This is a genomic window from Eubacterium sp. ER2 (genome assembly GCF_000765215.1).
GTDB lineage: Bacteria > Bacillota > Clostridia > Lachnospirales > Lachnospiraceae > Claveliimonas > Claveliimonas intestinigallinarum.
The window spans coordinates 1-14,504 of sequence record NZ_JPJE01000055.1 but is presented as its reverse complement, the minus strand read 5'-3'; the positions used below and the strand labels follow the sequence as shown (position 1 = coordinate 14,504).

The following is a 14,504-nucleotide window of genomic DNA, read 5'->3' as shown; positions in this document are numbered from 1 at the left end:
CCTATGACCGTACAAGAAGACCAGGCATTTCTTGAAAATGCGCTCCCCTTTTTCCCCCGCCTCTCTCCCTCGGAGAGATCGCTGCTGTTGCAGAGCACCACGTCCGTTTCCTATAAGAAGGGAGCCTCCATCCACCGGGCGGACTACAAATGTCTGGGGCTTCTCCTTGTAAAAACAGGATCCCTGCGGGTGTACATCATGTCCGAGGACGGCAGGGAGATCACCCTGTACCGCATCTATCCCGGGGAGCTGTGCATCCTCTCCGCCTCCTGCGTCCTGTCCTCCATTACCTTTGACGTGTACATAGACGCCGTGGATGACAGCCAGGTCCTGCAGGTCAGCTCCGCTGTCATCTCCCTTCTGATGCACGACAACATCTACGTGGAGGCCTTTGCCAACAAGGCGGCGGCCGAGCGCTTCTCGGACGTCATGTGGGCTATGCAGCAGATCCTATTTATGAGCTTTGACAGGCGCCTTGCCATCTTTCTTCTGGACGAGTCCGCCTCCCTTGCCACAGACACCCTCTCCCTGACCCACGAGCAGATCGCAAAGCTCATGGGCAGTGCCCGGGAGGTGGTGACCCGGATGCTGAAATATTTCTCCCAGGAGGGCTATGTATCCCTGGCCAGGGGCAGCGTCACCATCCTGGACAAAAAGGCTCTCCGGAAGCTGGCTGACTCTGCGCAATAGCCGCTCCCTGGCCCGCTGGTCTATTCATAGGTCTCTATTCATAAGTCTTCATGGCGGCCTCCACCGCCTGGATGACGGCTGTGCGAAGGCCTGCTCTCTCAAGGGCGGCCACGCCCCGGATGGTAGTGCCTCCCGGGGAGCACACATCGTCCTTCATCTGTCCCGGATGCTTTCCCTGGTGGAGCATCAGCTTCCCTGTGCCAGCCATCATGCCCGCGGCCAGCTCGTAGGCCTGAGGTCTCGTAAGCCCGTACATGACGCCCGCATCCCCCAGCGCCTCTATAAACATGCTGGCAAAGGCAGGCCCGCAGCCGCTGATGGTGTTGGCGATGTTGACTTTCCCTGTCTCCACCTCCACCGCCATGCCGATGTCAGACAGCAGGGAGAGGAAAAATGCGTGCTCCTCCTCCGTGAGGGAATGTCTCTTCTCGCAGGTGTAGATCCCCTCCCCCACTGCCGCCGGGGTGCTGGGGATGGCCGTGATGTGGTGGATGCCGGGCCCCAGCATCTCCTCAAAATCGTCGAACATGACGCCTGCCGCCACGGACCAGAGGACTTTTCCCGAAAAAAGGCCCTTCAGGGGCTCCAGCACCGCCCCGGCCATCCAGGGCTTCACCGCCAGCACTACAAGATCCGACTGCTCCACCACCTCTTTGCTGTCCCGGCAGGCTCTCATTCCCCTCGCCTCCGTGTTCTTTTTCAGCTTTTCCCGGTTCACTGCGCAGGCGCACATCCTGGACGGCTCCAGTGTGCGGGTGTACAAAAACCCATCCGCGATAGCCTGTCCCATATTTCCAAATCCGATAAATCCAAGCTTTACCGCTTCTCTTGTCATACCATACCTCCCATACGGGCGTCCTCATTCTTTTCCCGCGTTTTCTTATCTTTTCTTATCCTGATGCTATTGTAACAGTCAGTAGGACGCCTCTATCTCCTTTATCTTCTCATATAAAAATCTGTTGGCCGGCACAGGGATGCCGTGCCTCTCGGCCATGGGGATCACAGTCCCCGCAAACATCTCCACCTCCGAGGGCCGCCTGGACACAGCGTCCTGGCGCATGGAGGGCATGCCCTCCGGGGAGAGAGTGCGAAGGATGGCGATGTACTCCTCCAGATCCTCCTCTGTCAGCCGGATGCCCTCCGCACCTGCAAGGGCGATCACCTCCCGCATGGCGGCCAGCATAGTCTCATGGGCCCGGCTTCCCTCCTCCAGGGCTCCGCCGTAGTTGGTCTCAAAGGCCATGCATGTCTGATTGACTCCCACGTTCAGCATGAATTTTCCCCAGAGCCTGCGGAGGATATCCTCCTCCACTGTGTAGGGCATCTTTATCTCATCAAAGTAGGCTGCCACCTGCTCCAGATTCTCCTTCTGAGAAGCGTCCTCAGCGCCGATCCGCAGTTCTCCCATTTTTGTGTAGGTCAGCTTACTGCCAAATTTCATGGCGTCCATTCCCTGTGCTACCGTGTCGATCAGCCGCCCATGGCCATACCGCTCCCCGATAATCTTCTCACTGCTTATACCGTTCATCACAGAGAGGATGACCGTATTCTCTCCCACACAGTTTTTCATGGTGTCGAGAGCTCCGGCCCCTTTGCGGAGGCGATCTGGTCTCCGTAGAGAAGGCCCAGGGCACCCATTCCGATGATCGCTGTTCTCTCTATCATCCTCTTTCCCTCCTGCTCTTTTGTCTCCTGTAAAACAGGATACCACGGACCGGAAGGCATGTAAAGAAAAGCCGCCCGCCCGGGGATCATTTCCTCCTCCCCGGCCGGGCGGCCTCTCCTGTTTTCCTGTCTATTTTTTTGAGGGTCTTTTCTTTCTCTGTTCTCTTCGGTCTGTCAGTCGGTTTGTCAGCAGCACGGCCAGGTATCCCAGCAGGGCCGCCGCCAGCAGAACGCCGTTGACAAGGTCCTGGGAGGGCACCTGCCTGTGCAGTGCCAGCCGCAGAATAAAAGCCGGCCTTGTCAGGAGATCCTTCCCGTAGATAAACTGGTAGACCAGTACTGCCGCCAGTATGCAGACCACCAGATTGACCAGGCTGAACAGGGCCCCTGCCCTCCTCCCTTTCAGGAAGGTAATGCCCCACAAAAGAAGGGCGCCCCCTGCGAACACAGCCAGGAACAGGGTGCCCATATTGACCTTCATGCAGATCACCACCGAGTTGACACAGAGCACCGTGGCCAGGCACGCCCAGATCAACCCGTTATAGACAGCTCCTGTGACCCTCGCCATCACTCCTCAACCGTAAACGTGGCGATGATGTGGGTTCCCTTGGCAGGCATCTTGTCAGAGGGTCCGAAGGTGATCTCCTCCTGATACTGGTAAGCCGCGTTGCTCGTGATGCCGGCCGGGCAGCTCTCCAGACACATGATACAGCCTGTGGCGTACTCCTGGTTCACCTCCAGGTTGCCGCCGAAGCGCATGTCCATATCCCTCTCCTCGGAGGCCGTAAACAGATCCGCAAAGGAGCAGTTCTCTGTGCCGATCTCCACATTTACATCCAGTCCGGTTCCCTCAATGATGCCGTCCGGATCGTCCAGAGCAATGTTGTTGCCGTCCTGGGCGCCCAGCTGCTTCAAAGCCTCATAGAATTCCTTCGTGTCCGCTGTTGTGGTAAATAAGGTCTTATCCGCATTGGATCCCTCCTCATTTACGATGGCGTGGATCGTCGACTTGTCATAGCCGGTGGAAAGAATGTTCATGGAGATAGTCTTTGCCTCCTCATTTACCACCATGGACGTATCGTCCACTTTAATGGTAAAGGTGACATCTGTCCCCTCCTCCGGCATGCTGTCGGAAGGTGTAAACTCAATAGGCTCGTTGTACTGGTACGCCGCGTCGCTGGCAATACCTACAGAACAGCTCTCCATGCAGAGCAGGCAGCCTGTAGCATACTCCTGATTGAGGGCCACGTTGCCGCCAAAGCGCATATCCATCTCCCGCTCCTCGGAGGCTGTGATCAGATCGTATGTATCATACTCTGTCCCGTCCACTGTGATGGACACATCCAGGCCGCTGCCCAGAATGGTGCCGCTCTCCGCGTCAACAGGAATATTGTTTCCCGGAATACCTCCCAGCTCCACAAGGGCGTCGTAGAAGTCCATTGTGGACGCCTCTGTGGTGAAAAATGCGCTCTTGGCGTTGCTCCCCGACTCGTTGACGAGCAGATGGATAGAGGACTCAGTGTTTCCTGTAGCTGTGGCCTGTACCGTGATAGTTTTAGACGCCTCGTCCACGGTCAGGGCATCTGTACCCTCCTGGGTCTCCCCCTGCGCCTCCTTCGTCGTCTCCTCTGCGCTGTCACTGCCCGTGTCCTTCTGGGCTCCGCACCCGGTTATTCCCAGCGTCAGAAGCAGGGCGAGAAATACTGCTGTTTTTTTCATAAACCTCTCCTCCTTTGTCAAAAAGTGAACAATATTTCTTCTTTATCTTAACCCTGTCGCCTCCTAAAGGCCAATCGGTATTTATTATATATCATCTCATATATTCATTTTTTCTATATATGGCAGGGCTGCAGAAATTCCCTGACCTTGCGGCCGCAAAATAAAAAGCAGAGACCTCTCATCCCTGCTTTTCTCTCCTGCTCCCACCAACCGCAGCCGGGGAACAACATCTGTTACATTTTTAGGAATTCAAGCCTACACGCCCAGCAGATCCTTGATCTCCTCCTTGCCCTGGGCGCCGATGGCCATGTTCACCTTCTTGCCGTCCTTGAATACAATGAGAGTGGGGATGGACATCACTCTGTACTGCTTTGCCAGCTCCATCTCCTCGTCCACATTGACCTTGCCGATCTTCACGCCTGTCAGCTCATCAGAGAGCTCCTCAATGATAGGGCTCACCATCTGGCATGGGCCGCACCAGGTTGCCCAGAAGTCTACCAGTACCGGCACGTCTGACTGTAATACCTCTTTTTCAAAATTGTCCTTTGTAAAATGTAATGCTGCCATATTATCAATTCCTCCCTTTTGGATTTGTTTTTTTGTTTCTGTCTCTATTATACACGATCCGGGAGGTTTTTCTGTAACCAGGTCACATTCTTTACAGTTTTTTCATATTCTCAGGTTTTTGTAGATCGGAAAGCTTCCTGTCCTGCCCGCTCTGCGGCGTTTCCCGAAGCAGGGGCAGCTCCACAAGAACCTGCGCGCCGCCTTCGCACAGATTGGCAAGGCGGATGCTCCCGCCTGCCTCCTCTGCAAAAGTGCGGGCAATGTAAAGCCCCATGCCGTAATGCCCCTTCCGCCTGGCCTCCCCGTCCTGGTAGAAGCGCTCCGTGGCCCGCCAAAGGGCCTCCCTGGAAAAGCCGGGGCCCTCGTCCTCCACAGCCACCGTGAGCCTTCCCTCCCCGGAGGGGGCGAAGGTGGTCTCTGCCCTCACCTGCACCTTCCCCTTTTCCGGGGAGTGATCCACTGCGTTGGAGATCACGTTCAGCACAGCCCGGGAGAGCCTTTTTTTGTCCCCCTCCAGAACCCAGCCCACGCCGCCGTCTGCTGCTTTTGCCTCACAGCCCCTTGCCGCGCTGCTCCGGCAAATGACCTGCACCTGTCTGGATCTTCCAAGGGCCTGGGCCCTCTCAGCTATCTCCTCCATCCAGGGGCGAACCGGGAAGAGCTCCCGCCCGCCGTCCGCTGCCCTGGCGGAGTCCTTTTTCCCTCCCGCCGGGCCCATGGCCTCCTGGAGGATGGACAGGTAGGCCTCTATGTCTTCTACATTATCCAGGATCTCCCTGTCCCACTCCCGAATCTCCCGGATGTCCTCCGTCTCCAGAAAGAGCTCCGCGTTTCCCCGGATAATGGTGAGGGGCGTGCGGATGTCGTGGGCCAGGGCGCACACCTGCTCCTCCTTTTTTGCCTCCAGCTCCCACTGCTCCCGCAGGGATTTGCGGAGGGCTTCCTTCATTTTATAAATAGCTCCCAGCACCTGGTCGATCTCCCGGATATCCGAGCGCTCCCTCTCAAAATCCAGGTCCTCCCTCTCCACCCGGGCGGCGGCCCGGGACAGCACCAGAAGACGCCGATCCACATATCTGCCAAAGAACCGGGGCACCACCACTGTCAGCGCTGCCAGAAGAAGGCCCAGAACCGCCAGAAAGAGAAGCTCCGCATTGGGGAATATGGTGCGCAGAGCGGGAGAGACAAATTTCGCCATCACCTGGTAGCTGATGAAGGCGATGTTGCCGTTGTCCTTTTCTATTCTCTGCCAGAATTTACCGTACAGTCCGGTTGTCTGCCAGTCTCGCCCCTTCTCCCACACCGCTCTTTGCTCCTGCCCCGATAGGGTGCCGTAGAGATAGGATCCCTCCCTGCTGTATACGCCGTAGGAGCAGGTGTCCGGCAGAAGCTCTCCCTCCACCTGGCCGCCTGTACGGATGGCCTGGGAGGCCGCCATGATCTGGTTCTGCTCATAGGAGGGGATGCGGATGCAGTCGAGGGCGATGAGTGCAAAATAGAGTCCTATGACCACGCAGGCCAGCAGAGCGGCTCCGGTCCCGTATCCCAGGAGGAACCTCACAAAGATTGCATGCAATCTTTTTTGTCTTGGATTTTTCCTGTTTTTAGTCATTTTCAATTTCTCCATTTATAGCCCATTCCCCACACTGTCTCCACAGGCTCACAGCCTGCCTCCCGGCATTTTGCCCGGATGTTTTTTATGTGCTCCGTGATGGCGGAGCTGTCGCTCTCCCCATCGTATCCGAAGACATGTTCATAGATCTGCTCCCGGGAAAACACCTGCCCCCGGTGGAGGGCCAGATACTCGCATATCTCGTACTCGCTTTTCGTGAAGGGCAGCTCCCTCTCCCTGTACACTGCCCGCTTTTCCCGCAGATAGAACCGCACATCGCCGGCTATCACCGCGTGGGTCCTCTCCCGCCTCTCCCGGCGGATGTGAGCCTGTACCCGGGCGCGGAGCTCTCCTATGCCAAAGGGCTTGCGGATATAGTCGTCGGCTCCCAGCCCCAGTCCCCGCATAAGATCCTCCTCCCCGGTCTTTGCCGTGAGAAAGAGGACCGGGCAGTCCACCTCCCCCCGGATGCGTCTGCACAGGGAAAAGCCGTCCATCCCCGGCATCATCACATCCAGGAGGATCAGATCATACTGTCCCAGCCGAGCGGTGTCGATCGCCAGCGGGTCGCTCAGCGCGTCCACATGGCAGCCATCCTTCTCAAGAGCCCGCCTTATGACCCGCAAAATCCCCTCCTCATCGTCTATCGCCAATATATGCACTCCCATATTCTCCCTCTCCCACTAAAAATTCTTTCTCCCCATCCAGAGCAGCGACGCCCCGAAGATGAGGGCTGTCAGCCCGCCGCACACAACAAGCGCCGGCCATGCGTTTCCCGTAAGAACGGCCCGGTCCACGGCGCCCAGGCTATATACTAGCATAAAATCACACCATCTGCCACCAAAGGACCAGGGCAGATACATCCAGATCCCCTCGCCCATACCTGTCAGCATGAGGAAGGCCAGGATGGCACCTCCCACGCCCACACCAATGCTGGCTCCCCTCCCGAACTGGGCAGCCAGGAACAGGTGGAGCATGTACACAGGCGCCTGGCAGATCCAGATTACCGCCGCCTCCAGAAGATATACCTTCATGGAAAATACATTCCCCCCGGGGAGCAGGTGGAACAGAGCCCCAAATCCCAGAGCGGCGATGAGGGCGGCGATAAGGCCCAGGGCCATGAGACAGAGCCATTTGCCAAGGAGAGCCTGCCAGCGTCTCCCAGGCAGCAGAAGAAAGTTCTGAAATCCACTGTTCCTCTCCATCTCCACCGCCATGCCGCAGATGAGCCCTGCAAGAAAGGGCCAGATGCAGGCCAGCACCTCCAGGTAGGCCTGGGCCTTTGCCCCGCTCTCCCAGGCGGAAAAGCTGTAATATAGAAGGAACACCGCCATGCCCACAAGGGGCAGGATAAGGTGTACCCACAGGATGGAGGTGTGGGCGTATTTGCGCATCTCCCCGCAGAAAAGTCTCACACAGGATCTCATGCCTGCACCGCCCCCTTTCTCTCATACCACCTTCGGGACAGATACCAAAGAAAAACCAGAAGGGCCAGGCAGAGCGTCAACCCCGGAAGGATGGCGGAGGTGTCCAGCAGCTCCGGGGAGTAGGTGGGGATCCCCGGCCGGGCCGGCATATTGTTGGGGAGAACTCCTATGACCGCGCACATCAGCCTGGGAAGGACCGCATAGGGGTCTGCCATCCAGAAGGATGTGACGGCTGTGAGGACGCCGCTGGTGGCCAGGGCCACGTTTATGATAAGGGCCGGGAGCATGCCAAGTCTCTGCCCCATCCACAGGCAGAGGGGCACCTGCCAGATGCCGGCCGCTGTCATCACAAGAACCGCCGCCAGCGTCTGTGTCCAGGACACCTGGAGCGTCTGCTCTATCCCTACCGCCGGCAGGAGGATATTTCCCAGCACCCAGGCCAGGACGCCCACCAGGATGTTGGCCTTTGCCGCCGCCAGGGCGCAGGTCAGGATTTTGGCGTCCCACACCCGGGCCGGACGGACGGGGAGGGACAGGACTGCCCGGCTCCCCAGCTTTGCATCTTTTGCCGCTGTCATGCAGCAGACAAGAGAGAGCATGCCCGGATAGAGCCCCACATACCACCAGTTGTAGCCGCTGATAGTGCCGTAGCTCCTGCTCAGCCAGAAGGCCACGGCCAGGGTGACCGCGGGCATGAACAGCCACAGCTTTCCGGTGCCGCTGCGGCGGTATTTCATGGCCTCCGCCCGGCACAGACTCCAGAGAGATATTTTTTCAGAAGACATCCTATTCCCGCTCACGCCTGCCAGCCCCCTCTCCGGTTCTTCTCCACCACTTTCCCAAAGAGCTCCTCCAGATGCCCTCTCCCTGGCATCCCTCCCTGGTAGCCCAGAACGCCTCCTGCCAGGATGCCGATGTGGTCCGCCATCTGCTCCACCTCTCCCAGGATGTGGCTGGATATGAGCACGGTCATGCCCCTGTCCGCAAAGCCCCTCAGCATGGCGCGCAGCTGCTGGATGCCAAAGGGATCCAGGCCGTTGGTGGGCTCGTCCAGTATGAGAAGATCCGGGTCCGGCAGAAGGGCCGCCGCAATGCCCAGCCTCTGCTTCATGCCCAGGGAAAATTTCCCCGCCCGCTTCTTCCCCGTATCCGTCAGCTCCACAATCTCCAGCACCTCATCGATCCGTCTCTTTGGAAGCCCCAGTACAGTGGTGCGCACAAGGAGATTTTCCCGGGCGCTCAGGTTGTCGTAGATGGGCGGCGTCTCTATGAGGACTCCGGTCCTTCTTAAGTCCTGCCTCTGCCAGGGCTTTCCCTCAAAGAGCACCTCCCCCTCGTCCGGCCTCATCATGCCGGTGATAATTTTCAGCAGCGTGGACTTCCCGGCGCCGTTCGGCCCCAGCAGCCCGTAGACGCACCCTCTGGGGATGCGGACCGCCACCTTGTCCAGGGCCCGCGCCTCGCTGCCCCGGAACGTCTTTGTCAGTGATCTTGTCTCTAACACGATTGACTGCATATTCTTCTCCTCCATTTTCTTTTGGGAGGGCCCTCTTCCCGGGGCCTCCCTGCCTTACATCCGAAAGTATAGAGAGTGGTTATAAGGAATTTATAAAGATGGAGAAAATATGGTATAATGACTACATTGTAGTCATTATACCTGCGCATAAAGCGGTTTCTGCGGAACCGCAGAAATCCGCTGCGCATCTGCCGGAGCCCCATGGCGCTGTGCGGCCATGGTATAATGGCTTACAGAACAGGCTTTCAAATGCCGGAAAAGGAGCTGACATTTGTCACAGCCCCTGCCTTCGGGGCACAGGGCATCGGACAGGCTGCCTTTTGGTCGTCTACACGCTTATTCGGTACGGCATGTTTGTCTTCGGAGCCAAAGCTCCCAAAAAATGATCAACCATCAACCTACCGTGTGGATGGTTCCCTGATAGCTCTCCTTGAAGGTCCATCCGCCGGTCACATCAGTGCTCGTAAAGACAGCCTTTGTGTTGCCGGCTGTCCCCTGTCCCAGGGTCAGTGTGAACACACCGTCCTCCTCTGTGAGAGTGTCCACCTTGTCCAGAAAGCTTACGCTGGAGGGAAGGCTCTCCCAGGGGAGGACAAGCTCTGTAAAGGAGGCGCCTCCGTCAGTAGTCACGCGAAGAGCCGGATACTGCTCGTCCCCGTTCACCGTCTGGAGGCTCGCCACACCGTTTGAGGTGTCCGCAAAGGCAAGGCCGTCCAGCATCATACTGTCCTCATAGAGGCTGGTGGAGGAGGTCCATGTCGCTCCCCCGTCATGAGTCCAGTACACATAGACAGCGCCCCCTGTCCCCATAGTCCAGTCTGTCCCAAGCCCCGCGTAGCCGTTCTCACGGTCCAGGAACCGGACGATCCTTCTCGTGCAGAGCCTTGGCATGTAGTCTGTAAAGGGAATATCCTCCCAGGTCTGCCCTCCGTCCCCGGAGAGGCGGAGCACAGGCGTCTGCCCGTAAAACACGGCGTAGAGGCCGTTTTCCTTGTCCCCGTAATAGCTGTCCTCAAAGAGCAGTCCGCCCCGGCCGTAGGTCTCCACTGTCTCATCTACCTGCTCCTCGGTGAGCCCTGTATCAACCCAGGTCTCTCCCGCGTCTCCTGTCAGCAGCAGTTCCCCTCCGTTTAGCCGGTAATCCATCATCATCACAGACTCCGGGTGCCCCGCCAGGGCCTCCTGGTCCGCAGCCTCACAGTAGTATTCCAGGCGCTCTCCTGTGGCTCCGGTGCCGTCCGTCAGAGAGATGACCATAGCGGAGGAGCCGTCGCTGACACCGCCCTCTCCCCGCTCATACTCCTCCCAGGTGAGCACCGGGAAATCCTCTCCCCCGCTTCCGTCCAGCACAGGAGTCCCGGCGGGGAGCTGGGTGTCCTGCTGGTACTCTACCTTATATCGGTCAAAGGAGAGGAGGCGGATCTGGGCCTCAAAGGGAATTCGCCGGATCTGGCTGTCGATATAGGCAAAATCCGCGTTGGGGTCATAGTAGGTGGGAAGAGCCGTCTCACTGTACTCCCGGCAGGACAGCTCCCCGGCTTCCTCATCCCAGGTGTAGCCCACGTGGGAAATGTACTGGTCCTGGCTGTCAAAGCCGATGACTGTCAGGGTGAAGTCCGTCACCTCTCCCTCCTCTGTGATGTCCGCCCCCAGATAGGCGATATTGCAGTTTTCCGGAAACTCCTCCGTCTCCCTCACTTTATCCAGGATGGAGGAAAGTCCCTCCTGCTCCAGTGTCTCTTCTCCTCCCCGCTCTGTCCACGTTTTTATCAGAAACGCCGCCAGGGCCGCCGCGACCAGTATAGCCGCCACAAGCAGGATCTTCTTTTTTCCCTTCATAGTCTGTCCCCTTTCTGATCCTATACTGTCTGTCCTACGCTCTGTCCGCCAGGGCGGCCGTCTGTGCTATCCGGCCGCCCCGTCCATGACTCTTCTGAGTGTCACCGGCGTGGTGTCCTTCATGCTGACCCGGCACAGAGTGACCGTTCCCCCGTCATTTACCGTTGTCTCCCCGCTCTCCAGGATGCAGTCACGGTTCAGCACAAGAGTCCATTTCGGCCCCTGGCCTGGCAGGACGAGGGCCAGCGTCCCGTACTGCAGGCAGTCCTCATATTCGTAGAACTCCGTCCCTCTCGGAGTTTCAAGGATGATCCCTCCATCCGGACCGCCTGTCAGCTCCAGACGGTACCCGTCTTCTCCCACCCATGTGCCAAGGAGGGCATTTGACACATAGTAGTAAGCGACGCCATCGCTCCTGTCCCCGTAGGTGGCCACAAACTGATGCACGCCGCCGTCCTCCTCAGACTGGTAGGTGACCGCGCACACATCCTTCTCAAGCCACTGGGTCTTCACCTCCCCCGCGACCGTAAAGGGAATCTCCTCCGCCGGTCGGACAAAGGGGCCGGCGGCAGGCCGGTACAGCCTTGCCGCCCCGCTGTCCTCCCTGATCTTTAGAACCATACAATTGCCTGAAAGCCCAGGCGAAAGGCGGATGACCTCCCTTTGATCTGTCCCTGTCAGGAAGGCCGCCGCCAGGTTGCCGCAAAAAAGAAGGCCAAAGACTGCCGCCACAGCCGGCTTCAGGGCAAAACGTCGCAGCCGGCGGACACAGATGCCGCCCAGCAGAAGGAAAAGAAGAGCTCCTGCGTTTACCACATAGAACATCCACCAGGCCATGTACTCAATCTGGTACCTCCCCCGGTTCAGAAGGAACCAGACCTGCAGGGCCAGGCAGAGCACCCCCAGCACAAGCAGCACCCACCCGGCTCCCTCAGACAGATAGCCGCCCAGCGAACAGGTCTTTTGGAAATTTATCTGTTTCTTTTGATCGCTTTTTTCTATCACATATAATGGATTGGTTTCTCCGACAGTCTCATAGGCACTCTCCTTGGATCCGCCACGGAGGATCTCCTCCACAGGCACCTCCAGCACCCTGGCAAGCTCAAGAAGGACGCTGATATCCGGCATCCCCTGGCCTGTCTCCCATTTGGAGACGGCTTTGTTGGTCACCCCCAGCCTGTCGGCCAGCTCCTTCTGAGTCATCTGCTTCCTTTTCCTGCAGGCCGCAATATATCTGCCTGTCTTTTCCGCATCCATACACCTGCCTCCCTTCGCTGTTTCTGCTCCTATCATACCCCGGCCCAGGAAATCTGGCAATATACGCAGGGAAGAGCGGGAGTCCACGGACAGTGGAGTCTCCCGCTCTTCCCTGCTTTTCAGCCCTTCCGGACTTTTATTTTCTATTCCCCAATCACCTGTCCGGCCAGCTCTTCATACCAGGAGAGGGTGGTCTCCTCCTGGCGGCTGTTTGCGAACACAGTCATGTCGTCGAGCTGTATCTCCAGGATGGGCTCACATCCCGTGTACAGGAACATCATGCATCTTCCTGTCTCCTTTCCCCTGAAGTATCCCACATGATACTCCTCCGTGCTGCCTCCGTTTGTTCTTGTAAAATTTTCCTCCGGCATACTGTCCAGGAGCTCCACGGACCGGATCCTGGCCCTGTCAAAGGAGCAGTCGTACCCGGCCGCCTCAAAGGTAAAGGTGTCCCCCTCCTGTGTGAACACCACCTCCACGTTGACAAAATCTGACAGGAGCACCGCGGTCCAGACCAGGCCGCCCAGGATGACAGCCGCCAGGACTCCTGTGATCACCTTGGCCGCCGGCCGCCCGTAGTTCATGGACATGTTCATGCTGTTGAACCTGTCCTGGACGAAGAGATGCCGGTCGCCCGGATTGTTGTACCAGCCCTTCTTCCAGTACTCGTCATCGTCAATGCAGCAGGCGGAGGTGTCCGCCTCCAGCACCTCCCTGCGCTTTCCCACGGACAGTCCCAGGGGAAGGAGGAGGACGGCGACGGCCAGGAATATAAGCCCTGTGTAGATAACATACACAGCTCCCGGCATGTCCGGGCCGTAGCGGTAATAGGAAACAGCCAGGAAGATCCAGGAGACGCCGTTCACCCAGGAGGCGTACACAAGCCCCTCGGTCCAGGACCGCTTCGTCAGCTGGTTGGCCGCCAGATTGATCTGGCTGTCCTCGCTGTACACCCGGTTGGGACGGCGCTCCACTCCCACATTCATGGCCAGGAAGAGAAGGCAGAGCCCCACGCCGGTCCCGTAGAGCAGCCAGAAGGGCCAGGCCTCCGGGGTGTCCACCTGGAATTTTCTCTCCGCCACGGCCACAAAATACGCTGTGGCCACGGTCAGAACAAGGATGGGCAGATGCCACTTCCAGTCAAGGGACAGCTTCGAGGAAGCCGCCGAGACGGCTGTGTCAATGCGCACGATCTTCCTGCTCCTCTCATCCATCCAGCCGTTCTCCATCTTCAGCCTGTACATCCGCCTGTGGGGGACGATGATCAGATACTCCAGACCGCACACGTACTCCAGCAGCCAGAGCATCCACACGATGAGAAAGGCCATGTAGTCCAGAAAGCAGACAAAGCAGATGAGAAAGCTGGCCGCCAGGTTGATCCGGTGGAATAGGATCCAGCTTTTTTTATGCCTTTCACAGAGCTCCCTCACCCGGGGGTGCTGGACACAGGTGGCCGGAATGTGGACCCCCAGCACCATCCCCTCCCGGTATTCCCACAGCTTTCCGTAGGAGTACTGGCAGAGTGGGACAATGATCAGATTGCAAACAAGAAAAATAAAAAACATGGCAATTTTCATCCCTTACCCCTCACTTTCCGCCGGGTGCATGCTGGCAAACATCGCCTTACAGATGCCCATGAACTCGTCCTTTTTCATCCCTTTCAGGCAGGCCTCCGCCGACAAAAGCTCCAGCTCTGCCTCCAGCTTTTCCCGGAACCGCCCTTCCGCCTGCCCGGCGGGCAGAACCGTGGCTCCTTTACGCCGGTCGATCTCGATAAAGCCCTCCGCCTTCAGGATCTGGTAGGTCTTGTTGACCGTCATGGTGTTGACCCCCGCGTCCCGGGCCATCTGCCTCACGGAAGGGAGAGTCTCCCCGGCCCGCAGCTCCCCTCTCCCTATGCCTGTGACGATCTGGTTGCGAAGCTGCACGTAAATCGGGGTCTCACTGCTCATATCCAGCGAAATGATCATGGCTGACACCTCCTCTTTGCAATCCATTTTCCCCTTTGTAATCTATGCCACTATAAAAAAAGTATTATCTGTATTACATTATATAATACAGATAATACTTTTTGGCAAGTACTTTTAGAAAGAAAGTTCGCTGTCACAGCGCTTCTCCTGTCTACTACAATATATTTATGGTTAATACCCCTTACAGCCAGTAAGGAATTACCCATCTTGTTGCTTAAGCTGTTAGAATGAGTGTGGCAATA

General features: G+C 57.7%; 15 protein-coding genes. 1 reads left to right on the top strand and 14 read right to left on the bottom strand.

From position 1 onward, the window contains the following. Window positions 1-690: Crp/Fnr family transcriptional regulator (locus NI21_RS0115270; RefSeq protein ID WP_369792851.1), on the top strand; the 690-nt coding region annotated here is incomplete at its 5' end. Between the two features lie 34 nt (window positions 691-724). On the opposite strand, the gene proC is transcribed toward NI21_RS0115270, so the two are convergent. The 14 genes from proC to NI21_RS0115195 form a co-directional block, all read right to left on the bottom strand. After that, a complete protein-coding gene (proC, locus tag NI21_RS0115265) occupies window positions 725-1,525 on the bottom strand; it encodes a pyrroline-5-carboxylate reductase (RefSeq protein ID WP_033127070.1) in 801 nt (266 codons plus the stop codon). A gap of 78 nt (window positions 1,526-1,603) precedes the next feature. Beyond that, on the bottom strand, window positions 1,604-2,260 hold the full coding sequence (locus NI21_RS0115260; protein WP_052084194.1) for a ketopantoate reductase family protein: 657 nt from the start codon (window positions 2,258-2,260) through the stop codon (window positions 1,604-1,606). Between the two features lie 225 nt (window positions 2,261-2,485). Continuing rightward, a complete protein-coding gene (locus NI21_RS0115255; RefSeq protein WP_033127069.1) occupies window positions 2,486-2,923 on the bottom strand; it encodes a hypothetical protein in 438 nt (145 codons plus the stop codon). Next, window positions 2,923-4,074 (bottom strand): YdjY domain-containing protein, encoded by a 1,152-nt coding sequence (locus NI21_RS0115250; RefSeq protein ID WP_033127068.1) that lies wholly within the window; start codon window positions 4,072-4,074, stop codon window positions 2,923-2,925. Before NI21_RS0115250 ends, NI21_RS0115255 begins: the two co-directional genes overlap by 1 nt. 255 nt (window positions 4,075-4,329) lie before the next feature. Continuing rightward, entirely contained in the window at window positions 4,330-4,641 is a 312-nt protein-coding gene (trxA, locus tag NI21_RS0115245) for a thioredoxin (RefSeq protein WP_033127067.1), read from the bottom strand. Window positions 4,642-4,732: 91 nt separating this feature from the next. Next, window positions 4,733-6,253: a sensor histidine kinase KdpD gene (locus NI21_RS0115240; RefSeq protein ID WP_033127066.1), complete on the bottom strand. Its 1,521-nt coding sequence runs from the start codon at window positions 6,251-6,253 to the stop codon at window positions 4,733-4,735. Window positions 6,254-6,255: 2 nt separating this feature from the next. Further along, entirely contained in the window at window positions 6,256-6,921 is a 666-nt protein-coding gene (locus NI21_RS0115235; protein WP_033127065.1) for a response regulator transcription factor, read from the bottom strand. 15 nt (window positions 6,922-6,936) lie between these two features. Next, complete coding sequence (locus tag NI21_RS0115230) at window positions 6,937-7,680, bottom strand: lantibiotic immunity ABC transporter MutG family permease subunit (RefSeq protein ID WP_033127064.1); 744 nt, start codon at window positions 7,678-7,680, stop codon at window positions 6,937-6,939. Next, on the bottom strand, window positions 7,677-8,480 hold the full coding sequence (locus NI21_RS0115225) for a lantibiotic immunity ABC transporter MutE/EpiE family permease subunit (protein WP_147581218.1): 804 nt from the start codon (window positions 8,478-8,480) through the stop codon (window positions 7,677-7,679). Before NI21_RS0115225 ends, NI21_RS0115230 begins: the two co-directional genes overlap by 4 nt. Then, window positions 8,477-9,196, bottom strand: coding sequence for a lantibiotic protection ABC transporter ATP-binding subunit (locus NI21_RS0115220; protein WP_033127073.1), 720 nt, complete (start codon window positions 9,194-9,196; stop codon window positions 8,477-8,479). The genes NI21_RS0115225 and NI21_RS0115220 overlap by 4 nt, the downstream gene beginning before the upstream one ends. Window positions 9,197-9,589: 393 nt before the next feature. Beyond that, window positions 9,590-11,035, bottom strand: coding sequence for a hypothetical protein (locus tag NI21_RS0115210; RefSeq protein WP_033127061.1), 1,446 nt, complete (start codon window positions 11,033-11,035; stop codon window positions 9,590-9,592). A 66-nt stretch (window positions 11,036-11,101) separates the two neighbouring features. Further along, entirely contained in the window at window positions 11,102-12,292 is a 1,191-nt protein-coding gene (locus NI21_RS16185; RefSeq protein ID WP_052084190.1) for a helix-turn-helix domain-containing protein, read from the bottom strand. 143 nt (window positions 12,293-12,435) lie between these two features. Further along, the gene (locus tag NI21_RS0115200; RefSeq protein WP_147581216.1) at window positions 12,436-13,857 is read right to left on the bottom strand and encodes a hypothetical protein; all 1,422 of its coding nucleotides are present in this window, start codon (window positions 13,855-13,857) and stop codon (window positions 12,436-12,438) included. Between the two features lie 15 nt (window positions 13,858-13,872). Beyond that, on the bottom strand, window positions 13,873-14,262 hold the full coding sequence (locus tag NI21_RS0115195; RefSeq protein ID WP_033127059.1) for a GntR family transcriptional regulator: 390 nt from the start codon (window positions 14,260-14,262) through the stop codon (window positions 13,873-13,875). Between the last annotated feature and the right edge of the window lie 242 nt (window positions 14,263-14,504).